The 21,661-nt window shown below is 58.3% G+C and carries 21 protein-coding genes and 1 pseudogene (1 of these 22 only partly in view); 13 read left to right on the top strand and 9 right to left on the bottom strand.

All coding sequences use genetic code 11. The annotated features are described in order from the left end of the window. Positions 1–77: 77 nt before the first annotated feature. From NITLEN_RS16820 to aroC, 6 genes are all read left to right on the top strand, one after another. Positions 78–3,041 carry a 6-bladed beta-propeller gene (locus NITLEN_RS16820; RefSeq protein ID WP_121990801.1) on the top strand — a complete coding sequence of 988 codons (2,964 nt, stop codon included), beginning with the start codon at positions 78–80 and terminating at the stop codon, positions 3,039–3,041. Positions 3,042–3,080: 39 nt separating this feature from the next. Beyond that, positions 3,081–4,547, top strand: coding sequence for an IMP dehydrogenase (guaB, locus tag NITLEN_RS16815; RefSeq protein ID WP_121990800.1), 1,467 nt, complete (start codon positions 3,081–3,083; stop codon positions 4,545–4,547). A gap of 147 nt (positions 4,548–4,694) precedes the next feature. Next, positions 4,695–6,251, top strand: coding sequence for a glutamine-hydrolyzing GMP synthase (gene guaA, locus NITLEN_RS16810; protein WP_121990799.1), 1,557 nt, complete (start codon positions 4,695–4,697; stop codon positions 6,249–6,251). 131 nt (positions 6,252–6,382) lie between these two features. Further along, a complete protein-coding gene (locus NITLEN_RS16805) occupies positions 6,383–7,282 on the top strand; it encodes a pseudouridine synthase (RefSeq protein ID WP_245924550.1) in 900 nt (299 codons plus the stop codon). After that, on the top strand, positions 7,279–9,042 hold the full coding sequence (aspS, locus tag NITLEN_RS16800) for an aspartate--tRNA ligase (protein ID WP_121990798.1): 1,764 nt from the start codon (positions 7,279–7,281) through the stop codon (positions 9,040–9,042). The genes NITLEN_RS16805 and aspS overlap by 4 nt, the downstream gene beginning before the upstream one ends. Positions 9,043–9,062: 20 nt before the next feature. Next, on the top strand, positions 9,063–10,226 hold the full coding sequence (gene aroC / locus NITLEN_RS16795) for a chorismate synthase (RefSeq protein ID WP_121990797.1): 1,164 nt from the start codon (positions 9,063–9,065) through the stop codon (positions 10,224–10,226). A gap of 72 nt (positions 10,227–10,298) precedes the next feature. Here aroC and NITLEN_RS16790 read toward each other — a convergent pair whose 3' ends face one another. Both NITLEN_RS16790 and crcB read right to left on the bottom strand, forming a co-directional pair. Further along, the gene (locus NITLEN_RS16790) at positions 10,299–10,640 is read right to left on the bottom strand and encodes a DUF190 domain-containing protein (RefSeq protein WP_121990796.1); all 342 of its coding nucleotides are present in this window, start codon (positions 10,638–10,640) and stop codon (positions 10,299–10,301) included. A 3-nt stretch (positions 10,641–10,643) separates the two neighbouring features. Beyond that, a complete protein-coding gene (gene crcB, locus NITLEN_RS16785) occupies positions 10,644–11,009 on the bottom strand; it encodes a fluoride efflux transporter CrcB (RefSeq protein ID WP_281267847.1) in 366 nt (121 codons plus the stop codon). 194 nt (positions 11,010–11,203) lie between these two features. On the opposite strand from crcB, the pseudogene rnhA reads away from it, so the two are divergent. The 4 genes and pseudogenes from rnhA to NITLEN_RS16765 form a co-directional block, all read left to right on the top strand. Further along, a pseudogene (gene rnhA, locus NITLEN_RS18740) lies at positions 11,204–11,647 on the top strand (ribonuclease HI); the annotation flags it as partial. 27 nt (positions 11,648–11,674) lie between these two features. Then, complete coding sequence (locus NITLEN_RS18735; RefSeq protein WP_342776549.1) at positions 11,675–12,496, top strand: ABC transporter ATP-binding protein; 822 nt, start codon at positions 11,675–11,677, stop codon at positions 12,494–12,496. A 698-nt stretch (positions 12,497–13,194) separates the two neighbouring features. Further along, entirely contained in the window at positions 13,195–13,626 is a 432-nt protein-coding gene (locus tag NITLEN_RS18240) for a S16 family serine protease (protein ID WP_245924559.1), read from the top strand. A 22-nt stretch (positions 13,627–13,648) separates the two neighbouring features. Further along, positions 13,649–14,035, top strand: a complete 387-nt coding sequence (locus NITLEN_RS16765) for a hypothetical protein (RefSeq protein WP_121990793.1) — start codon at positions 13,649–13,651, stop codon at positions 14,033–14,035. A gap of 32 nt (positions 14,036–14,067) precedes the next feature. On the opposite strand, the gene NITLEN_RS16760 is transcribed toward NITLEN_RS16765, so the two are convergent. Then, positions 14,068–15,093 (bottom strand): S1C family serine protease, encoded by a 1,026-nt coding sequence (locus tag NITLEN_RS16760; RefSeq protein WP_181416941.1) that lies wholly within the window; start codon positions 15,091–15,093, stop codon positions 14,068–14,070. A gap of 128 nt (positions 15,094–15,221) precedes the next feature. Here NITLEN_RS16760 and NITLEN_RS16755 point away from each other — a divergent pair, with 128 nt between their 5' ends. Beyond that, the gene (locus tag NITLEN_RS16755; protein ID WP_121990791.1) at positions 15,222–15,512 is read left to right on the top strand and encodes a hypothetical protein; all 291 of its coding nucleotides are present in this window, start codon (positions 15,222–15,224) and stop codon (positions 15,510–15,512) included. A 35-nt stretch (positions 15,513–15,547) separates the two neighbouring features. On the opposite strand, the gene NITLEN_RS16750 is transcribed toward NITLEN_RS16755, so the two are convergent. The 4 genes from NITLEN_RS16750 to NITLEN_RS16735 form a co-directional block, all read right to left on the bottom strand. Next, complete coding sequence (locus tag NITLEN_RS16750; RefSeq protein ID WP_121990790.1) at positions 15,548–15,994, bottom strand: FUN14 domain-containing protein; 447 nt, start codon at positions 15,992–15,994, stop codon at positions 15,548–15,550. Further along, entirely contained in the window at positions 15,991–16,854 is an 864-nt protein-coding gene (gene ypfJ, locus NITLEN_RS16745) for a KPN_02809 family neutral zinc metallopeptidase (RefSeq protein ID WP_121990789.1), read from the bottom strand. The genes NITLEN_RS16750 and ypfJ overlap by 4 nt, the downstream gene beginning before the upstream one ends. A 65-nt stretch (positions 16,855–16,919) precedes the next feature. Further along, positions 16,920–17,576 (bottom strand): DUF2959 domain-containing protein, encoded by a 657-nt coding sequence (locus NITLEN_RS16740; RefSeq protein WP_121990788.1) that lies wholly within the window; start codon positions 17,574–17,576, stop codon positions 16,920–16,922. 375 nt (positions 17,577–17,951) lie between these two features. Beyond that, positions 17,952–18,131 carry a hypothetical protein gene (locus tag NITLEN_RS16735; protein WP_146216237.1) on the bottom strand — a complete coding sequence of 60 codons (180 nt, stop codon included), beginning with the start codon at positions 18,129–18,131 and terminating at the stop codon, positions 17,952–17,954. A 351-nt stretch (positions 18,132–18,482) separates the two neighbouring features. Between NITLEN_RS16735 and NITLEN_RS16730 the strand changes: the two genes are divergently transcribed. Together NITLEN_RS16730 and NITLEN_RS16725 are read left to right on the top strand one after the other, a co-directional pair. Next, on the top strand, positions 18,483–19,043 hold the full coding sequence (locus tag NITLEN_RS16730) for a Slp family lipoprotein (protein ID WP_121990786.1): 561 nt from the start codon (positions 18,483–18,485) through the stop codon (positions 19,041–19,043). Beyond that, complete coding sequence (locus NITLEN_RS16725) at positions 19,033–19,725, top strand: pseudouridine synthase (protein ID WP_245924545.1); 693 nt, start codon at positions 19,033–19,035, stop codon at positions 19,723–19,725. The genes NITLEN_RS16730 and NITLEN_RS16725 overlap by 11 nt, the downstream gene beginning before the upstream one ends. A 15-nt stretch (positions 19,726–19,740) precedes the next feature. Here NITLEN_RS16725 and NITLEN_RS16720 read toward each other — a convergent pair whose 3' ends face one another. Together NITLEN_RS16720 and NITLEN_RS16715 are read right to left on the bottom strand one after the other, a co-directional pair. Next, on the bottom strand, positions 19,741–20,658 hold the full coding sequence (locus NITLEN_RS16720; RefSeq protein WP_121990784.1) for an alpha/beta fold hydrolase: 918 nt from the start codon (positions 20,656–20,658) through the stop codon (positions 19,741–19,743). A 158-nt stretch (positions 20,659–20,816) separates the two neighbouring features. Beyond that, positions 20,817–21,661: the 3' portion of a molybdopterin-dependent oxidoreductase gene (locus tag NITLEN_RS16715; protein WP_245924543.1), read on the bottom strand. Its footprint extends 211 nt past the window's final position; only the last 845 of its 1,056 coding nucleotides appear in the window; its start codon lies off the right edge, out of view; it ends in the stop codon at positions 20,817–20,819.

Below are 21,661 nucleotides of genomic sequence, written 5' to 3'. Positions count from 1 at the left end.
CGCCAATCCAATTCTAAGTGATTGAAAGACCCTTGGTTCTTGGCGCGGGACGGCTTTAGCAACACGAGGCAACATCTATGATGAAGGCATGGCTTTTTGACGAAATGTTCCAGTTCGACCGGCTGATCTTGTCCGCCGAAGGCACCCAGAGTGAGTGGGGCGCCGGCGATTCGGTCGCCGCGGATGAAGAGCTGCCTCCCGCGCCGCAAAACGTTCAGGCCAAAGCAGGCAATGGCCGGGTCACCATCGTGTGGGATGCGGTGCCCGACGCCATGTATTACAACCTCTATTTCCAGACCACGAAGGGCGTGCAGATCAAGTTTTCAGAACTCACGCGCCCCATTGCCAGCGCCGAGGATTTCAAATCCGTCATCGGAGTGAAGAAGGAAAAGGCGACCTGCCTCGAAGGCGCGACCGCTCCTTTTCTTCACGACGATCTCGCTAACGGGACTTGTTACCACTATGTTGTGACCGTCGTCACGCAGAAGGGGGAGAGTCTGGAGTCGCAGGAAGTGATGGCGATTCCTTCACCCTATCTGTTGGCCATGGCCTTCGGGCAGGAAGGCCCGGACGATGGAGAGTTCAGCTCGCCGACCGGGCTGACGCTCGACAAAGACGGCAACATGTATGTCGCCGATACCGACAATCATTCGATTCAGAAATTTTCAAAAGACGGGAAGTTCATCGCCCGATGGGGCAGCGAACCGAGCTCACAAGAAGGATCGTTTTACTATCCGCGCGGGTTGGCGGTCGGTCCGGACGATGTGATTTACATTGCCGACAGCGGCAACAACCGCGTGCAGAAGTTCGATCTCGAAGGCAATGCCATGAAGGCCTGGGGCAAGTTCGGGTTCGCCTGGCGCGGTGCCGACATGGGCAAGTTCGATGTGCCCTGGGGGATCACGACCGATCAAGAAGGCAATGTCTACGTGTCCGACACGAGCAACGCCCGCATTCAGAAGTTTCAGTCCGACGGCCAGCCGCTGCTGAAGTGGGGGCGCGACGGCAGTTTCGACGGTGCATTTTTCTTTCCCCGCGGCGTCGCGGTCGATTTCGTCGGCAACATCTTCGTAGCCGATGAGAGCAATAACCGGATTCAAAAGTTCGATGCGCGTGGCAGCTTCCTGACCAAGTGGGGGCGTGAAGGGCACGGGCCCGGCCAATTCAAATCGCCCTGGGGGATTGCGTGCGACGCGCTCGGCAATGTCTACGTCGTGGATAACGGCAACCATCGCGTCCAGAAGTTCGACGGCAACGGCACCTTCCTCTGCTCCTTCGGGAACCGCGGAAAGACAGAAGGGCAATTGAACTTCCCGTCCGGGATCGCCGTCGATAAAGAGGGCGCGGTCATTGTCGTCGATAGCGGCAACAGCCGCGTCGTGAAATATGTACCGACGGAAGAGGAAATCAATCGAGGGAAAGAGCAGTCGTTGCCGGCTCCAGTGGCGGGTGCGGTCCAGCCTCCACGCAGCGTGGCGGTCAAGCCGGGCGACACGGAAATCTATCTGAGCTGGTTGGATGTGCAGGGCGCGGTCTCCTACAATTTGTATTTCAATACCGCGCAGGGCGTCACCATTCAGTCCGGGACCAAAGTCGAAGGGGTGACCAGTCCCTACACGCATGCCGGATTGACCAACGACACGGCGTATTTCTATGCCATCACGGCGGTGTTCGAAGACGGTACTGAGAGCGAGGTATCGGAGGAAGTCACCTCGACGCCGGTGCTCATCGACATTACCGCTCCGCAGAATCCGTATGCGGTCATCAATCACGGCGCGTTCATGACGAATTCGCCGGAAGTCGTCGTCACGATTTCCGCGACGGATTTGGATACCGGTGTGACGGCCTATTTCATTTCGGAAAGTCCGTTGACGCCGATGGGCGGCACGCCGGGATGGGTCGATGTCACGACGGCGATCAAGTTCGGCGCCACGATTCCCTTCATTCTGTCGCCGACCGATGGACCGAAGACCATTTATGTCTGGTTCAAGGACGTGGGCAATAACGTCTCGACTCCGGCCAGCGCCAGCATTCTCGTCAACACGTCCGGGTACGTCTGTGTCTCCAAGTGGGGACAGCCTGGCCGCGGCGCGTCGCTCCTGCACGGAGGCGAGTTCATGGCGCCGCTGTACGGCTTGTGTGTGGATCAGCAGGGTTCGTTGTTCGCCGTCGACAACGGCAACAATCGCATCCAGAAATTCGATAACGCCGGAAACTTCATCATCCTCTGGGGCTGCTTCGGATCGGCCAACGCGAACTTCCATAACCCGACCGGTATCGCCTGCGACGGCAAGGGCGATGTGTGGGTGGTCGATACCAACAACCATCGCGTGCAGAAGTTCGACGGGAAGCTCGGTGGGTACCTGATGAAGTTCGGGTCGCGCGGCAACGGCGAAGGCCAGTTCAATGCGCCATGGGGCATCGCGGTCGATCGCGTGCGCGGCTTCGTCTACGTCGTGGACAGCGCGAATTTCCGCGTGCAGAAGTTCGATATGGCCGGCGAGTTCATCATGGCCTGGGGCAGCTTCGGCAGCGGCGACGGGCAGTTCTACTTCCCGCGTGGCGTGGCTGTCGATCAGAGCGACGGCGCCGTGTATGTTGTGGACATGGGCAACCACCGTATTCAGAAGTTCGACACCAGCACCAACGTGTTGCCGCAGTTGCTGGCCAAGTGGGGAGGCAGCCCCGAGGCCGGTCATGCGAGCAGCCCGCATGCGCAGGAAGCCGGACAGTTGCGGAATCCCTGGGGCGTGGCGGTGGACGGCGCCGGCGATGTGTATGTGACGGATGCCGGCAACCAGCGCGTGCAGAAATTCGACAAAGAAGGCAATTACATTACGCAGTGGGGTGGCTACGGCAACGGCGACGGGCAATTCAATTTCCCCTATGGTCTCGCGGTGGATGCCCGGGGGAGCGTGTTCGTCGTGGATAGCGGGAATACGCGGGTGCAACAGTTCATGCCGGCCGATGAAGGCAGCGAGCGGCTGCAGGAAAATGCCGAAGCGATGGCGGAGCTCGATAAAGCGCAACAGACGCGATAGGGCCTGACGAACGGGCCGTAGGCAGGGTACGGGGAGATTATGCTGGATAAAGAACCGCGATTGGGCCTCACGTATGACGACGTTGTCCTGGTGCCGGCGAAGTCGCAAGTCTTGCCGAACACGGTTGAGACGTCCACGCTGGTGACGCGGAATATTCGTATTAACGTCCCCTTCGTCAGCGCGGCGATGGATACCGTGACCGAGTCGCGGCTGGCGATCGCGATGGCTCGTGAAGGCGGAATCGGGATCATCCATCGCGTATTGTCGCCGGTGGATCAGGCCGCTGAAGTGGACCGGGTAAAAAAGTCGGAGAGCGGGATGATTATGGATCCCGTGACCATCTCACCCGAGCAGACGATCCGCGATGCGCATGCCCTGATGGCGAAGTATCGGATCTCCGGCATTCCCGTCACGAAAGCGGGCAAGCTGGTCGGTATTTTGACGAATCGGGATTTGCGGTTCGAAACCCGTATGGATCTTAAGGTGTCGCAAGTCATGAAGCGCGACAAGCTTGTGACAGCCCCGGTGGGGACGAGCCTGGAAAAGGCTCGCGATATTTTGCACGAGCACCGCATCGAAAAGCTGCCGGTCGTGAATAAGAACTACGAGCTCAAAGGGTTGATCACGATCAAGGACATCGAAAAGCGCATCAAGTATCCCAATGCCTGCAAGGATACGCATGGTCGCTTGCGCGTGGGCGCAGCCGTCGGCGTGGGGTCGGATACTGATGAGCGCACGAGCCTCTTGGTCAAGGCCGGTGTGGATCTGATTGTCGTCGATACCGCGCACGGGCATTCCCAGACCGTGCTGGATACGGTGAAGCGGCTCAAGAAGCAGCATCCGGCTCTGGAATTGATCGCCGGTAACATTGCGACGGCGGAAGCGGCGAAAGATTTACTGAAGATGGGTGTCGATGCCGTGAAGGTCGGCGTCGGTCCCGGTTCGATTTGCACGACGCGCATTGTGTCCGGCGCAGGGATGCCACAGCTGACGGCTATTGCCGATTGTGCCAAAGCCCTTCGTGGAACCGGAGTGCCGATCATTGCGGACGGTGGGATCAAGTTCTCCGGCGACGTGACCAAGGCCTTGGCGGCGGGTGCCTCTTCTGTGATGTTGGGCGGACTCCTGGCAGGAACGGAAGAATCGCCTGGTGAAACAGTCCTCTATCAAGCCAGAACCTATAAGGTGTATCGCGGCATGGGTTCCATCGGCGCGATGGAGCGCGGCGGCGGCGACCGGTATGGCCAGGGCGGACGCCCGGCCCAAAAGCTTGTCCCTGAAGGCATCGAAGGCCGCGTTCCGTACAAAGGGCAGTTGGGAGCCGTCATCTATCAGCTGGTCGGCGGTGTCCGGTCCGGGATGGGATACTGCGGTTGTCAGACAATTGCCGACCTTCAGAAAAATGCCACCTTCATCAGGCAAACCGTGGCCGGCCTTCGCGAAAGCCACGTGCACGACGTCATTATCACCAAAGAAGCACCGAACTACCGGATGGATTGGGAGTGATCGAAAGCCGTTAGCTCTCAGCCATCAGCTTTCAGCAGGACTCGAATCGTTCCTACCTCGGTTCAGATCTTGTCATGAGCATGTGTACGATTATCCTTATCTGATCGGGTGCTGACGGCTGAATGCTGACAGCTGAAAGCTAACACTATGGAACTTTGGCATAACCGCATTCTCGTCCTCGATTTTGGATCGCAATATACCCAATTGATCGCCCGGCGCATTCGCGAGGCGCAGGTCTATTCGCAGATTCTGCCTTGCACGGCGTCACTGGCGACCATTCTGGCCTATCGCCCCCAAGGCATCGTGCTTTCCGGCGGGCCCTCCAGCGTCTACGAAAAGAAGGCCCCGTCCGTTGCCAAAGAATTATTCGATCAGGGCATTCCGATTCTGGGCATCTGCTACGGCATGCAGCTGGTCACGCACCTGTCCGGCGGCAAAGTCGTAAAAGCGCCGCATCGGGAATACGGCCGGGCGGATCTCCTGATCGACGACCGCAGCGATCTCTTTAAAGGGATCGGCACCGGCGGTTCGGCGGTGGTGTGGATGTCTCATGGAGACCGGATTGAGCGCATGCCGCCGGGATTCAGATCCATCGCCCATACGAGTAATTCGCCGGTCGCGGCGATGAAGTCGGAGACCAAACAGCGGCGGATCTATTGTCTGCAGTTCCATCCGGAAGTCGCACATACGCCGGAAGGGGCGAAGATTCTCCGCAACTTCGTCTATGAGATTTGCGGCTGTACGCCGACCTGGACCATGCAGTCCTATGTGGATCAGGCAGTGACTCAGATCCGTGAGCAGGTCGGGAAAGATCGGGTGATCTGCGCACTGAGCGGCGGCGTTGATTCCTCCGTGGCGGCCGCGCTCACGCATCGGGCCATCGGAGATCAGCTGACCTGTATCTTTGTCGACAATGGGGTGCTGCGGGCCGGCGAGCGCGAGCAGGTGAAGAAGACCTTGGCGTCGCAGATGCATCTGAATCTTCGGGTACTCGATCGGACAACACAGTTCCTGGACGGCTTGAAGGGCGTGACCGATCCCGAGCGGAAGCGCAAGATCATCGGGCGCCTGTTCATTCAGAATTTCGACGTCGAGTCCAAGAAGCTGAAGAGCGTCAAGTATCTGGTGCAGGGAACGCTCTATCCCGACGTCATCGAGAGCGTGAGCTTCAAGGGGCCGTCGGCCACGATCAAGACCCATCATAATGTCGGTGGGCTGCCCGCGCGGATGAAGTTGAAGTTGATTGAGCCGCTTCGCGAATTGTTCAAGGACGAAGTGCGGGTGTTGGGGACGGAACTTGGGTTGCCGGATGAGATTGTCTGGCGGCAGCCGTTCCCCGGTCCCGGTCTCGCAATCCGGGTGCTCGGTTCCGTGACGAAGGAGCGATTGGCGATTCTCCGTGGAGCGGAAACGATTGTCGATCAGGAGATCCGCGGCGCGGGACTGTATCGTGAAATCTGGCAATTTTTTGCCGTGCTCTTGCCGATCCGCACGGTCGGCGTCATGGGCGATCAACGAACGTATGACAACGTCATAGCGATTCGCGCGGTGACCAGCGTAGACGGGATGACCGCCGACTGGGCCAGGATCCCGAACGATGTACTGGCGCGGATGTCGAGCCGGATCATCAACGAAGTGAAGGGCGTGAATCGCGTCGTCTACGACATCAGCTCGAAGCCGCCAAGTACGATCGAGTGGGAGTAGGGAATAGGAGCGGGCCTATCGCCTCTCTTGCTCGCCCAGTGCGCACGCGGATTTCTTAGTGTTGTGATTGTCGGGCGGTGCTCACTGGATGCGCGCAGTGAGAGTCAATAGGCCCGCTCCTAAAAGAGAGAATGGACGAATCTCGGACCGGATGGTCAGACGTAAAGGCTCCTAGTACCTATATGGAAACCAGGCTTCAGAAAATTATTGCAACGACCGGGCTGGCTTCGCGCCGGAAGGCGGAGATGTTGATCGCGAGCGGTCGCGTCACCGTCAACGGTAAGGTGGTCACGGAACTCGGCACCAAGGTCGATCCTGATCGTGATCACGTGAAGGTAGACGGCAAGCACCTCGAAAACGCACAGCCCTTCGTCTATCTCATCCTGAATAAGCCGAAGAATGTCATGTCTACGCTGGACGATCCGGGTGGACGGCCGACGGTGAAGAATTTTCTGCATGGGGTGTCGGTGCGGGTGTTTCCGGTCGGCCGGTTGGACTTCGACAGCGAAGGTTTGATGCTGCTGACGAACAACGGCGATTTGACGCAGGCCTTGCTGCATCCGCGCTATCATGTCCCGAAGACCTATCTCATCAAGGTGAAGAGCGTCCTGACGGATGCAGAGATCGCCCAGCTTGAGAAGGGGATCAAGCTCGAAGACGGTATGACCAGTCCGGCCACGGTGAAAAAGGTGCGTAAGGCCGAAGCCAATTCCTGGGTGGAAATTACGATTCATGAAGGCCGCAAGCATCAGGTGAAGCGGATGCTGGAAGCCGTCGGCCATCCGGTGATCAAATTGACCCGCGTCAAGATGGGCCCGCTTACACTGGGCGATCTGGGTTCCGGCGAGTTCCGGTTCCTGACGGACCGGGAAGCGAATGCGTTGCGCGACATCGTCGAGCAGCGACGGACATTGGAAAAGGAAGGGAAGGACCCCGGCGTCCGGCCGCCCAAGCCTCCCCGGCGCCCGGGCTGGGCGAAACCCTCGAAGACGAAACGGCACTCGACGAAGAAAGCGAGACACGTGGCATGAAGGTGAGAACGCATCGCTGTGGCGAATTGAATAAGACCCATGTCGGCCGGACCGTGGTATTAAACGGCTGGGTGCAACGGCGGCGCGACCACGGTACGGTGATCTTTATCGACCTGCGCGACCGGACCGGTCTCACGCAAGTGGTCTTCAATGCAGAGCGCAACGCCGCAGTCCATCAAGGCGGCCATACGCTGCGGAGCGAATGCGTGGTGTCCATCACCGGCCAGGTGATGGCGCGTCCGGATGAGTCCAAGAACCCGAATCTTTCGACCGGGGAGATCGAAGTCTTTGTCGACGCCGTCGAGGTGTTGAACGAATCGAAGACGCCGCCGTTCGTCATCGAGGATGATGCGGAAGTGACGGAAGCGATCCGCCTGAAGTACCGATATCTGGATTTGCGGCGTCCCCGCATGCAGAAGCTGATGAAGACCCGGCACGATATTGCGCAGGCAGTGCGCGGGTTTCTCAATAAGGAAGAGTTCCTCGAAATCGAAACGCCGATTCTCACGAAGAGCACGCCGGAAGGGGCGCGAGACTATCTGGTGCCGAGCCGCGTGAATCCCGGAACGTTCTTTGCGCTGCCGCAGTCGCCGCAGCTCTTCAAGCAGGTGCTCATGGTCAGCGGCATGGATCGGTACTATCAAATCGCCCGCTGCTTCCGCGACGAAGATCTGCGTAATGATCGCCAGCCCGAGTTTACCCAGATCGATCTGGAGATGTCGTTCGTCGATCGGCTGGATGTGATGACGTTGATGGAAACGATGATCGTCACCGTGTTTCGTGAGGCCGGCGGCGTGCAATTGCCGACGCCATTTCCGCGGATGACGTATGCCGAAGCGATGGGGCGCTATGGATCGGATAAGCCGGATCTGCGTTTTGACATGCCCCTGTACGATGTCACGGCGTTCGCAGCGGCCAGCGAGTTCAAGGTGTTCAAGGATGCCGCCACGAAGGGTGGATTGGTCAAGGCGCTGATCGTGAAGGGTGGCGCCGCGACGCCGCGCAGCCGCATCGATGCCTTGGGCGAAACAGCCAAAAGCTTCGGGGCCAAGGGCCTGGCCTGGTTGAAGATCACGCCTGAAGGGCAGTTGGAATCAGTCATTGCGAAGTTCCTCGATGCCAAAGCCTTTGCCGCGGCCTTGCCGGAGGCGAAGCCCGGCGATCTCGTGCTCTTCGGCGCCGACAAGCCGGCGGTCGTGCACGATGTCCTGGGCCGTATCCGGCTCCAACTGGGCGAGGAATTGAACCTGATCGACAAGAACGCCTGGAAGCCGCTCTGGGTCACCGAGTTCCCGCTATTGGACTATTCGCCGGAAGAGAAGCGCTATATCTTCATGCATAATCCCTTTGCTGCGCCGATGGATGAAGACCTGGCGCTGCTGGATTCAGAGCCGTTGAAAGTACGGGCTAAGGCTTACGATATGGTGTTGAACGGGAGCGAGATCGGCGGCGGCAGCATCCGGAACCACCGCAGCGATATCCAGCTCAAGATTCTGGATTTGCTCGGTATCAACAAAGAGCAGTCGCAGGCGAAGTTCGGGTTTCTGTTGGAGGCTCTGGAGTATGGCGCGCCACCGCACGGAGGCATCGCGTTCGGTCTCGATCGTTTGATCATGTTGCTCGGCGGCGCGGATTCCATTCGCGACGTCATCGCATTCCCCAAGACGCAGCGTGCGCAATGTCCGTTGACCGACGCGCCGTCGGCCGTGAGTACCGAACAGTTGAAGGAGTTGAGGATTAAGCTGGATCTTGTCGAATAACCCCAACGTGTGAATCTGCCATGGCTGGCAACAGTATCGGACACATCTTCACCGTTACCTCCTTTGGCGAGAGCCACGGGCCGGCGATCGGCTGTGTCGTGGACGGGTGCCCGCCGGGGATGGCGCTCTCGATCGAAGACATTCAGGGCGATTTGGACCGACGCAAGCCGGGCACGTCACGCCACGTCACGCAACGGCAGGAATCGGATACCGTCGAAATTCTTTCCGGTGTCTTCGAGGGGAAGACGACCGGGACTCCGATTGCCCTCCTTATCCGTAACGAAGATCAACGCAGCCGGGATTACGGCAACCTCATCGATACGTTCCGTCCGGGCCACGCCGACTACACCTATTGGCAGAAGTACGGCATCCGCGATCATCGCGGCGGGGGACGATCCTCGGCGCGCGAGACAGCGGTCCGTGTGGCGGCTGCGGCGATCGCCAGGAAGTGGCTGCACGAGAATCATGGGGTCGTGATTCGAGGCTATCTCAGCCAGTTGGGACCGATCGAGGTACCGTTTCAAAGCTGGGACGTCGTCAGAGCCAATCCGTTCTTTGCCGCTAATGCCGACCTCGTTGTGAAGCTCGAAGCGTTCATGGATGACTTGCGGAAGTCCGGCGATTCCGTCGGCGCGAAGATCACCACGGTGGCCGAACATGTGCCGGTCGGGTGGGGAGCCCCGGTCTATGCGAAGCTGGATTCCGACCTGGCCGGCGCGATGATGAGCATCAACGCGGTGAAGGCGGTCGAAATCGGTTCAGGCTTCGCCTCAGTCGCCCAACGTGGCTCCGAACATGGCGACGAACTGACGCCCGAAGGCTTTGTGACCAACCATGCCGGCGGCATCCTCGGTGGTATTTCGACCGGTCAGGATGTGGTGGTGACGATTGGTATCAAGCCGACCTCCAGCATCCGTGTCCCGCGCCGGTCGATCGACAAGCAAGGCCAGCCGGTCACCGTCGAAACCAATGGCCGTCATGACCCCTGCGTGGGCATCAGAGCCACGCCGATCGCCGAAGCCATGCTGGCCCTCGTGCTGATGGATCACGCCTTGCTGCATCGTGCGCAGAACGCCGATGTGAAGACCTCGACTCCGAAGATTTCAGGCTCATCAAAGAAGGCGGCCACTTCCACGGGCAAGAAATCGACCGCAAAGATCGATCAGAATCCTACCGAAGCGTAACGAGTCGGACTCTCTTTCTGACAACGTTCCTGGGGTAGGGATGTCTGGCTGGCTGGTAAACGGACATTCCTGCTACTTGGGGCGTCCCTGAATCATGCGGATTTCAATCGGTTGTAAAGTGGCTAGGAGGCCCGAGGTGGTGTGCTGTTCGAGGAAGGTGAGAAGCCCATTCAACTTGTCACGTGTGTCGATGAGTTCGATGACGATGGGGAGGTCTTCCGCCAGGCGTTCGATCTTGAATGTGTGGATGACGCGGGTGTGTGCTCCGAAGCCCATGAGCCCCCGGTAGACTGTGGCGCCAGAGAGCTGCCGCTCTTGTGCTTGCGCAACAATCCATTCGTAGAGCGGCCGTCCCTCGTGTTTGTCGCCTTCTCCGGCAAAGATTCTGAGCAGGCATCCGTCTTCAGCGCGCATGGGTCATTTCCATATGAGATAGGCGGTTGAATAGCCGAGCCAGACCGCGGCAAGGCCCAGGACTGTGTGGCCGACAATGTTTCCGCAGGCCAGTAAGAGTTCTCCGTCTCGCAGAAGATTCATCGTTTCATTTCCGAATGCCGAGAAGGTGGTAAATCCGCCGAGTATCCCGACGATGAGGAAGGTTCGGGTCTCTCCTGAGATGGCGCCGCGATGATCTGCGAGTTCTGCGAGGAATCCGATCGCCGCGCACCCCAGGACATTAACCGCCAGCGTGCCGAAAGGGAATTGAATACTCTTGCTGAGCTGTTGCGCATATCCGCTCATGAGATAGCGGAGGATCGAGCCGACGAACCCGCCTGTGCCGATAAGGAGTAACGTACGCAGGATGTGCCTTGGGTGAAGGTGTAGGGCGTTAGTGCGGCTGCATTGTACGTAAGTTGTGTGATGGAGTCACGTCGTTCGTGGATGTGAGTGGCAGCTGGCTCTGGCTCGTGAAGAAGGTGCCGTAGTACAATCCGGATGCCAGCCGGACGGTTCAACTTGATAGAAAGAGCAGTCGCGTGATCGAAATCTATACAGATGGTGCCTGTAGCGGAAATCCAGGTCCCGGGGGTTGGGGCGCCTTACTGCGTATCGGCGGTGTTGAAACGGAGCTCTGCGGCGGGGAGCCGGCGACGACAAACAACCGCATGGAGTTGCTGGCGGTGATCGAAGCGTTACAGTCGCTTGCCCAGCCGGTGGAAGCGCGGGTCTATACTGATTCGCAGTATGTCCAGAAGGGCATCAGCGAATGGATTCATAGCTGGAAGCGGCGCGGCTGGAAGACAGCCAGTAAAGAGCCGGTGAAGAATGAGGATTTGTGGCGTCGCCTCGATGCGTTGGCCTCCGGCCACAAGCTTGAATGGCACTGGGTGAGGGGACATAACGGCCATCCTGACAACGAACGGGTGGACGCCTTGGCTCGCGCCGGCCTCGAACAATCGCGCAGCGCTGGTAAGAAAGTCGGCGGTCAGGTTGCCGCGGCCGCGCCGATCACCGCTCCTGTCAAAGAGAGGGGCGCGATAGCAGCCTCTCGTCCCATCCTCGATATTCAACATGCGACCGTCTATCGGGGGGATACCTGCGTCTTCTCGGACTTCTCCTTTGCTTTGCAAGAGGGCGAGCATGCGGCGATCGTCGGCCCTAATGGTGCCGGCAAATCGACTCTGCTCAAGCTCTTAGCCGGCGGAGTCCATCCGCTTCCCTTAGATGAAACCCATATTCGTCTGTTCGGTGAAGAGGGCGGGAGTGTCTGGGAGGTGCGCAAGCGACTGGGAATTGTCTCGCACGATCTCCAGAAGGACTATCTGATTTGTGCGGAAGGGTTGAACGTTATTTTATCCGGGTACTATGCGAGCAACGACACCTACGAGTATCAAGAGTTCCGCGAGGCGCAGATCGCACGGGCGCGCGAGGTGATGAAGGAGTTGGGTATTGAGTCATTGGCTGGCCGCCGCTTCGGGCATCTCTCAACCGGCGAGCAACGCCGCTTTCTTCTCGGCCGCGCGCTGGTGCATGATCCCTCGGTGCTGGTCCTGGATGAACCGACGAGCGGTCTCGATTTGAAAGCCTGCTTTCAGTATCTCGACCTCTTGCGTGCACAGATCCGCAAAGGAAAGACCGTCCTGCTCGTCACGCATCACCTGCATGAGATTCCGCCGGAGGTTGAGCGGGTGGTCCTGCTCAAAGAAGGGCAGATTGTTGCGGACGGCAGCAAAGCCAACCTGCTCACAGACATCAACCTCAGCCGACTCTTCGATCAGCCCGTAACCCTGGTTCGAGCTAACGGCTGGTATCAGGCGCTGCCAGGCTAGCGCTGTTCGGCGTATCTCGTTCGAATTGCTTTCGTTGCCGCACGCTCTCCCTATCCCCGAATTCACTGCCATTACCTGAACCGCTCTTTCTTTTGACGAAGGCAGTCCTTCACGGTACCTTTCGCGTGTAAGTGTTCCTCATGGAAGAACCGATAGCGTTGGCTTGGTAGAGGGTAACTCCGCTGAGGATCTGGGACGCTGGGCTAGGGTTACTTATTCGACACGAATGTTCTATGTGCAACAAGGTTACAGCTCAATCAGCGAGGTGCATGCTGCTCCGGCTATTCTGTCTCCTATTTGTTCAATACGGAGGGGGAGCATTCGCGGAGTTATCTTGGGCAGAGATCTGGGTCTGTCCACGGGCAGGCCTTTCAGATCTGTACACAGACCATAGTGGACCGGGCTGTCGAGAGATGAGGGAGCCGCAGACGTATTCGTCGTTGGAAGTTATTCCGGCCCCCATTTTGCCGCAGTCTCAAGCCGTTCTTCCGCCGGAGTCGAAGACGACGGCTGTTCGTGCGCCAGCCCAGATACTGAGTCAGCCCGCTCCTTTCTCTGATGTTTCTCTGACCGTGCCTGTACTCAGCATATTGGTTCGGCCCAGGGCAGGGTCTATTACCGGTTCATGGAGCGGGCTGGTTGCCCGCCTCATAGTCGGATATAGAGCCGATGGAAAGGGGCCGGACGTTGTGCCCAATATGAACTTGATGCCGGTGTCGGCTGAATCCTTGCGCACGGCTGTAGCCGTTGCGGCGAGGGCTGTGGGATACGATTCGAGATACGTGACCGTTCGCCTGCTGATTCCGGTAAAGATGGATGGCCCGAGTGCCGGTGGCATCATGGCGGTCGGGATCGCTGCGGCGCTCCTCGGCGATCCCATTCGACAAGACATTTGCATGTCGGGAACAATTGAACCGACGCTGGAGATTAAGCCAGTTGGCCGACTGGTGGATAAGATGAATGCCTGTAGAGATCTTAAAAAAACCACGATGATCGTGCCCGACGGATTGGACAATAGCCATCTCAGCTTTACGGGATCCGAAAAGGCGATCCATGTCATTGAGGTACATACGCTGGCTGAGGCCTATAGCGCTGCAACCGGCCAAGTGCTGCGGCAAGCGGGTCATTAACACACACTGAAAAGGAGAAGTGATGCGGCATCACACTGAGACGACAAAACGGCTGGTCGGTTTGGCGGGCATGCTGGCGTTCGCGTGCAGCTCGGTGCTGTCCCTTGCGTGGGCGGCAGATCCGGTGAAGGTCAATTCGTTGCTGGCCTATCCTCAGTCGTACAATATGAAATTGGTGCGGGTTGAGGGCACGGTAAGCCATTATCGCATGCAACAGTTTATCGGCGCTCGCAGTAAGCTGGAGAAGTGTATTCAAGAATTCGCGGTCGCAGACGACACCGGTACCATCAATGCCACCTATGCGACGCTCTGCGATACGAGCGTGGTCATGCTTAGAAACGGCGATCGCGTGACGATCGACGCCCATTTCTCCGGCATTCTTGATGTGCGCTCGGTGACGAAGAACTAGCGTGGCGCTGGATATCCAGTGGAGGCGCCGTCCTATCCCCCTCCTAGCGTCACTGTAAAGGTCAGATCCGCGTCGATGCGGCGGACTTTCACCCGGACTTGTTGCCCTGGGGTGGTGCGTTCGATCAGATAATTCTTCAAGTGCGCCGCGTCGTTGATCTCAGTGTCGTCTACGGCGATGATGATGTCGTGTTTTTGGATGCCGGCTGACTTGGACGGTTCATTGACTTCCTTTACCGCCATGCGCCATTTCGTCCCGTCTTTGACGGCCATCATGTGAATGCCCATTTTGGAGAAGGTCATCGGCTTTCCCTCAATGGCCGCTTTCACGATTCGTTCAGCCAACAACGCCGGAATCGCAAAGGCCATGCGGCTGCAGTGGGCGGTGGAGTCGTCCCGCTCGGTCTGGATGATGGCGTGCATGATGCCCACCACGTCGCCCTTCTCGTTGAAGAGTCCGCCTCCGGAGTTGCCGCTGCAGGCGGCGACGTCGGCTTGGATCAGTCTGGTGTCCACGGTTTGGAGAAACGTATTTGTATTGCCCAGGTGACCGAACGACATGGTCGGGCCCCAGCCCATGGGATAGCCGACGGTAAAGACGGTTTGGCCGGGTTGCACATCGCCACCGGCGAAAAATGCGGACGCGAGGAGTTTGGATCGTTGGGCTTCGATGACGCGATACACGACGACATCCATGAAGGCGCTGTCGCCGACCAGATCGGCGGTGAGTTCGTGGAGATCGGTCGTCAGGATCCGAATCTGTTTTTCAATGATGGTGCCGGTGGTGACATCATGCTTCTCCGCGGCATGCCGGGCGGTGACGATGTAGCCGTCGCGCAGATGAAAGCCGGTACCGCGAACCAAGATTTTCCCCGGTTTGTCCGGCGTCCGCTGATCCTGTGTGTCTTCGAGCACTCCGACGGTCGCAAGCTTGGCGCGGTCGAGCGCCGCAGGAGATAGTTCAGCCTGGGCTGGAACCGCCAGCGCGAGTATCGGGAGTGCAAGCAGGCAGAGGGCGAAGCCACGAAGCCATGAATGAATGAGAGCAGTGCGTCGCATGCAGGATCCTTTCATGTCAGAATGGGTCGATGGTCCAGTATAATCCAGAGTGCCGGGGAAGAGGAACGGGGGGCGTAGAGATAAGATGTGGGGGCACCCGGGCTGCTGTCTATAAAAAGGAGTGCGTGATGTCAATTGCGATCGTTCGGAGACGGGCTCTCTGTGTACTGTCGGCGGTGGTGCTGTTCGCGGCCAGTCCGGTCTTTGCCGAAGAGTCGCAAGGGATGATGGAGCGAGTTGAGACGACGGCGAAACATATCGGCGAACAAATTGAGAGTAAGACCAAAGCGGTGGTGAAAAAGGTTGAAGAAAAGCACGTTGTGGACAAGGTCGGCGAGAAGCTCAAGAAGGCTGCGACTAAAACTGCTGAAGGGTTCGAAAAGGCCGGAAATAAGATCAAGGAAAAGTTAAACGACTAAGCCGTGCGCTCGCCTGATGGCTGCTAATCGCGAGGCTATTTCTTCCGAAGCCCTAAGAAAGCTCCGGCGCCGCCTGCTCCGGCTGAAGGGAGATAGCCGGTGAGGACTTCCTTGAAGCCCTCGGCTTTGCCCTGTGCCCAGGCGAGACTGTGCACAATATTTGTTTCGATCACCGTCCAGTCGAGCTCGACGATGCCGGTCATTTTCACGGCAGCCAGCAGCGTCAACAGCAGGCCCGTGACAATGACGGCGAGTTTGACGGTCCGACGAATCGCCCAGCCGATCAAGAACCCTCCCATAAAGCTGGCCCCTCCGCGTGCGAGAGCCGGGGACATCATGTCGTTCATCCAGGCTCCGAGTCCGGCCAGGGTCGTGGCGCCTGCGCCGAGGAAGGATTTCGAATCCCATGGAGGATCGACGAAGAGCGTTTCAAGGGCGCTGCTTGTCAGATGCTGCGTGGCATCCTGCTCGTCTGAACTCATAAGCGGAGACCTTCAAAGGTGTTGCACACACTGGGATCGCCGCTTTCCAGGCCTCGCCTGAGCCAGGTCATCCGTTGATCGGATGAGCCGTGTGTCCAGCTTTCCGGTTGGACATATCCCTGTCCCATTTTTTGTAAGCGATCGTCGCCGATGGCGGCGGCGGCCTTGAGCCCTTCTTCGAAATCGCCCGGTTCGATCAGATTGCGCGTGCGGTTGGCATGATATCCCCATACTCCGGCGTAACAATCGGCTTGCAGTTCCATGCGGACGGACAAGGCATTGGCATCTTTCTCTGAGGACTGGCGCTGGAGACGCGTAACTTTTCCGGCCACACCCGTCAGATTCTGCACGTGGTGTCCCACCTCATGCGCGATGACATAGGCCTGCGCAAAGTCTCCGGGGGCGCCGAGGCGCTGAGCCATCTCGTTGAAAAATGTCAGATCGAGATACACCTTGTGATCACCCGGGCAATAAAACGGCCCGACGGCGGATGAGGTGGTTCCGCAGGCGGATCGGACGGCGCCGCTGAAGAGGACAAGTCGGGGCTCCTCATAGTCAGGTCCCAGCAATTGCTTCCAGGTTGTTTCTGTATCCGCGAGGACGACTGCGGCAAACTTGCCGAGTTGGTCGCTGGGCGCTCCCGTGGCAGCGGGTGTGGATGGGGCGGAAGAGTCCGTCATGCTCTGGACTCCGCTCAGCATATTGATGAGCGTCAGAGGATTGGTGCCGGTGAAGTAGCTCACGGCGAGGACTAAGACGATCCCGCCGATTCCTAGTCCGCCGGCACTGCCGACCCCGGCCGAGCCCATTCCACGGCGGTCTTCGATATTGTTGCTTTCCCGTTGTCCTTCCCACCGCATCGCGATCCTCCTGACGAACTCTCGTGCCTATCGAATTAGCCATGACCATTCATGAATAATCCTGGCTAGGCCGGTTCCTTTTCCATTGATTGGATGAATTTATCCGCTTCGGCGATGGATTTATTCATGTCCTTGACCAGTTGATCGACCTGGGCGTCGACTTTCACGAGTTCGCCTTTGATGGCGGCCAGGGCGCGCGCATTCAAATTGTGCTTGAGGTACAGCACTTGATCGCGAAGCGGCTTCAAGACCGGGTCGATGCGTTGTTCGGCCTTCTTCATGGCCCCCAGCATTTCGTTATATCGGGCTTTTGTCTGCGTCAGCTTTTCTTCACTCTTGCGCCGCAGATCGGCGCTGGAATATTGCCCGAGTTCGGTCTTCCATTCGGCGAATAGCGAATCCGCAACGCTTTCGACGTCCTTGATTCGTTTCCGGACGGCCTCGGCACTGTCTTCGCTGTTTTCCAACTCGCTGTTCAGGGTTTTATAGGTGGCTTCCAGGTCGCCGCCTTGATAGCCGACGACTTTGCCGAATTGCTCCAGTGCGCTTTGGATTTCTTTCTTGGCGTCTTCCTGTGCGTTGCGCGCTGATTTGACTCGGCTGCTCAGAATGTCGCGTTTGGCATAGCCCATCTTCTCCATCGTGGCCATGTACGCGGTGTCGCAGGCGGTCAGTCCGAGAAAGAGCGAGGCGATGACGGCAAGCCCGATCAATTTGACCATGATGTCCTCATGCTGAAAGATCCATAAAAGTGCTTACGAATCGCTGTGGATTTCGGCGGCACGCCGGCATCATAGCGGAAGCGAAGAGCGAGGGGAAGTCTCCAAATGCGCGGCGTGAGGGGAGGCGGCCGCCACGATGTGGATGCGTGGGCGTAGTTCCCGTTCAGACCGAAGGAGCATAGTTGGTCGGTGATTTTGGAGAGATCTTTCGGATGTAAGTGGCTCATGGAAAGTGCGGGAAGCACTGGTTTCTCAGAGGACTGAACTGGCGATGCGATGGTGCTATACGGATAGGCTGACAGATTCGGCAGATGGAGATTGAACTCGGTTGGGGGAATGAGGGGCGCAACAATAGTTGCGCCCCGGAAAGCAGGCTTACTTGCCCATCTCCTTCTTCTCATCTTTGTTCTTGCTGTCATCGTCGGCTTTGGAACCGCTCATATCCTTCTTGTCCTTCTGCTCGACCGGTGCCGGATCACTTGCGAAGGAGACGGCCGTGCCGAGACCAAACGTCAAGAACGCGGCGAGTGCGATGAAGCTGGCAACGCGAGTCATGGGAACCTCCTCAGGTAGGGAGTTGATGAAATAGGCCACGGTCATCTGCGATGCTATGGCCGCTGGCAACATTGGATGAATCCGATGAGAGTAGTGACAGCTCTCATGCCGGGTGATAGAGCAAGCCTGGTGCCGTGCGAACATGACGGGCGAGATCCACCATTACGGCGATGGCCGCATCTTCTAAGTCTCGCAGTCTACAGGCGAACAGGGTGCCGGGCTCCCTCCTGGCAAGAGAGCTGTGGCTCAAAGAGCGCATGAAGTCGTTCTGAAATTTGAAGGGGAATACCTACGATTCTACACTGGGGGTGAGATTTGAGGGTGAGATGCGGGCTCGGGTATAGTGGCGGCATGAACATCAAGTGGATCAGAGGAGCCGCCGTGCTGTGGTGGAGCGCGGTGATGATGACTGGCTGTGCCTCCCACGTTGCTGTGCCGGAGGCGCTTGAGGCTCAACTCGACAAGGACGTGACGTTCGCGCAGGTCCTGGCGGCACCGGAGTCCTTGGTCGGAAAACGGATCGTGGTCGGCGGGGAGGTGCTGAAGGCCAAACGGACCGATGCCGGCATGTTGCTAGAAGTATTGCAGCTCCCGCTGGACGGCGACTATGAACCGACGGTTGTCAGGACGGAGTCGCAAGGCCGATTTCTAGCGCTCACTCAAGAGTTGCTCGATCCGGCGACGATCCGAGAGGGGACGGCGGTCACGCTGGTCGGCGAAGTGACCGGAGTTCGCACGGATCGCCTGGATGAGGTGGAGTATCGGTACCCTACCTTTGGCGTGAAGCATCTCTATGTATGGCCGCCCGACTATGGGGCGGAGCCGCGCTCGGGATTTTCAATCGGCGTATTCGGCGGGATGGGGGTGGGACGCGGCGGACGAATCGGCGGAGGGTTCGGCCGTGGCTATTGAGCCTGTGCGTCCTCGGTTGTCAGCGCATGCGCACCGGCCGTCTGCGCCGACCTACACCATCGCGTTGCATAAACCCTATGGTGTCCTGCCTTGTTTTACCGATCCTGAGGGACGGTCGACGCTTGCCGACTATGTCGAGTTGCCCGGTGTCTATGCCGCAGGGCGGCTGGATATGGACAGTGAAGGGTTGATGCTTCTGACATCTGACGGAACGTTGTCGCACCGCATCACCGATCCGCAACACAAGCTTCCGAAGGTCTATCTAGTGCAGGTGGAGCGCATTCCTGATGAGCAGGCGCTCCGGCAATTGCGCCAGGGTGTGGTACTGAGCGGAACGAAGACAAGGCCGGCGGACGTTCGCTTGCTGGACGAGCCACCGGCATTGCCGGATCGACCGGTGCCCATTCGGTTCAGGAAAACCGTGCCGACCTGTTGGATTGAGATGACGATTCGCGAAGGGATGAATCGGCAGGTGCGTCGCATGACCGCGGCGGTGGGGCATCCGACATTACGGTTGGTTCGTGTGGCGATTGGTCCCATCTTGTTGGGGAATCTTGCGCCCGGTGTCTGGAGAGAATTGACTTCCGGCGAGGTACAGTCGATTCAGGGAAGCGAAACGGCTGCTGGTATCAAGCCACGGCGGCAGGATTTGCCAGGGATCTTCCGCCGTTCCGCCGAATAGCGCAGGGCTCGTCCGCTACTTCTTCAAGCTCTGCAAAAAATCTCCCAGCACGTTCCGAAACCGCTCCGGATCTTCCGCCATCATGAAATGGCCGGTGTTGAACTCTACGAGTTGCGCGCCGGCGATCTGTGTCTGGATCCCTTGTGCGATGGCGGGGGTAGCGACATCATCTTTGGCTCCGACCACCACCAGTGTCGGCGCGGCGATGGCGTTGATCCGTCCGTGCACGTTGGCCTGGGCCATGCTGGTCAGGGCTTCACGCAGCACGGTGCCGTTCCAGCTCGGAATGCGGTCCAACAATGGCTGATACAGCGTGGCGGGCGTATTCGGGGGGAAGCTCTCGACAATGATGTTCTTGGAGACGGTGTGAAAATCGCGCGGATTACCGATGGTCGGGAGATCTTTGTCCAGTACCATCGCTCCGTCGGTCGTGGACACCAGCACGAGTGCCCGTACGCGATCGGGGTAATCTAGAGCCAATTGCTGCACGATCATGCCGCCCATGGAGACGCCGACCCAGATCGGCCGCTCGATTTCCAGCTTGTCCGCCAGGGCAATCAGATCTTTGGAAAACTGGGCGATGGTAAATCCGCTGTCCGGTTTTTGCGAATCGCCATATCCGCGGAGGTCGACGGCAATGCCACGAAAGTCCGGCGAGTAGGCATCCAGATATTTCGCGAAAATGTTGCTGGTGGTGACGACGCCGTGGACGAAGATAATCGGATCGCCGGTGCCGGCTTCTAGGATACTGAGCGAAACGCCGTCAATCGTCACAGACCGCCGTGTGATTTCCCCGTTGACGCGTGTGGCTGTTGCGTGGATTTGTGCCGATCCCAGGGACGTCAGCCGGTCTTGTTGCAGAGCCGGGGAGTGCAGGTCGCAACCCGTCATGCCGAGAAGGAGTGACGAGGCTAGGAAGAAATATCGAGTCATGGAGCCCTCCAGAAAGAGACAGTGGAGAAGCTATCAGTAGCGGGAATTTCGGCGGGAAGCAAGTTCAAGAGGGAGAAAAATTGGAAAACTGTGAGGCTGGTAGAGCCGAGGCTGGGAGGTGAGTTCTGCTCCCGAATCTTGCGGTGTGAGTTATGGTGTTAGAGCTCAGCGATTTCAGAAATAATTGTATGGAGTCCGCTTGCGCCAGCTGGCTGTGGCCGGACGATTTCAGCTATCTGCAGCTGTCCCTTTGTGTCGATCGCCCGCACCACTGTTTGAAATTTCCCTGCCTTCGGCGCGGCCCAGGCGTAGTTCCAAATCACCCAGGAATAGGGAGACATCGGCGGTTCAATCTCGCATTCGTTCCACGTGCGGCCCGCATCGAAGCTGAGCTCTACCTTGCTGATGGAGTGAGGGCCACCGAAGGCGATCCCGCGAAATTTCTGCACGGGCCCGCGCAGGGTTTGATAGTGGCCGGGGGAATCGATGCGGGAGAAGATCTTGATGGTGGCGTCGTCGGTCCAACCTTTGCGCTGCCAATATCCTAGGTAATCACCCGGATATACTTCGATCTCGGTGATCCATTTTACGTTCTTAATGCCATACAGGCCGGGGACGATGAGGCGGATGGGAAAGCCGTGTTCCTTAGGGAGTTTTTCGCCATTCATCAGAAAGGCGATCATCACATCGTCTTGCATGGCGCGTGAAAATGGAATGCTGTCGTCATAGCCGTCGATGCCGCGAAAAATCACATCGCGTGCGGCTTCTTCATCTGCGCCAGCGTCCTGAAGTAGCTTTTTCAATGAAATGCCGCGCCAGGTGGCCGTGCCCAGGCTGTCTCCGCCGGGGAGGGTATCGATGCACATGAGTGTGGAGACTTGATCGTAGGAGTCGCGATTCAAAATGTCGCGCCAGCCCAGTGAAAGCGGGGTGTTTACGACGCCTTTCACGTGCACTTTCCACTGCTCGATATTCACTTCGCGTGATATCGAGACGGCGGAAT

Origin of the sequence: Nitrospira lenta, from assembly GCF_900403705.1 — a bacterium.
In the GTDB taxonomy this organism is placed as follows: domain Bacteria; phylum Nitrospirota; class Nitrospiria; order Nitrospirales; family Nitrospiraceae; genus Nitrospira_D; species Nitrospira_D lenta.
Note: the sequence above shows the minus strand (reverse complement) of the source record. Positions and strands in the feature narration are given on the sequence as shown.

Coding starts and splice junctions, on each gene's coding strand:
- NITLEN_RS16805 (WP_245924550.1), top strand. CDS start 6,383: ATGGACGAATCTCGGACCGGATGGTCAGACGTAAAGGCTCCTAGTACC.
- NITLEN_RS16790 (WP_121990796.1), bottom strand. CDS start 10,640: ATGCGCGCTGAAGACGGATGCCTGCTCAGAATCTTTGCCGGAGAAGGC.
- NITLEN_RS16735 (WP_146216237.1), bottom strand. CDS start 18,131: ATGACTCGCGTTGCCAGCTTCATCGCACTCGCCGCGTTCTTGACGTTT.
- NITLEN_RS16760 (WP_181416941.1), bottom strand. CDS start 15,093: ATGCGACGCACTGCTCTCATTCATTCATGGCTTCGTGGCTTCGCCCTC.
- aspS (WP_121990798.1), top strand. CDS start 7,279: ATGAAGGTGAGAACGCATCGCTGTGGCGAATTGAATAAGACCCATGTC.
- NITLEN_RS18240 (WP_245924559.1), top strand. CDS start 13,195: ATGAACTTGATGCCGGTGTCGGCTGAATCCTTGCGCACGGCTGTAGCC.
- ypfJ (WP_121990789.1), bottom strand. CDS start 16,854: ATGCGGTGGGAAGGACAACGGGAAAGCAACAATATCGAAGACCGCCGT.
- NITLEN_RS16750 (WP_121990790.1), bottom strand. CDS start 15,994: ATGAGTTCAGACGAGCAGGATGCCACGCAGCATCTGACAAGCAGCGCC.
- NITLEN_RS16820 (WP_121990801.1), top strand. CDS start 78: ATGATGAAGGCATGGCTTTTTGACGAAATGTTCCAGTTCGACCGGCTG.
- NITLEN_RS16740 (WP_121990788.1), bottom strand. CDS start 17,576: ATGGTCAAATTGATCGGGCTTGCCGTCATCGCCTCGCTCTTTCTCGGA.
- NITLEN_RS16755 (WP_121990791.1), top strand. CDS start 15,222: ATGTCAATTGCGATCGTTCGGAGACGGGCTCTCTGTGTACTGTCGGCG.
- NITLEN_RS16720 (WP_121990784.1), bottom strand. CDS start 20,658: ATGACTCGATATTTCTTCCTAGCCTCGTCACTCCTTCTCGGCATGACG.
- NITLEN_RS16765 (WP_121990793.1), top strand. CDS start 13,649: ATGCGGCATCACACTGAGACGACAAAACGGCTGGTCGGTTTGGCGGGC.
- NITLEN_RS16730 (WP_121990786.1), top strand. CDS start 18,483: ATGAACATCAAGTGGATCAGAGGAGCCGCCGTGCTGTGGTGGAGCGCG.
- aroC (WP_121990797.1), top strand. CDS start 9,063: ATGGCTGGCAACAGTATCGGACACATCTTCACCGTTACCTCCTTTGGC.
- guaA (WP_121990799.1), top strand. CDS start 4,695: ATGGAACTTTGGCATAACCGCATTCTCGTCCTCGATTTTGGATCGCAA.
- guaB (WP_121990800.1), top strand. CDS start 3,081: ATGCTGGATAAAGAACCGCGATTGGGCCTCACGTATGACGACGTTGTC.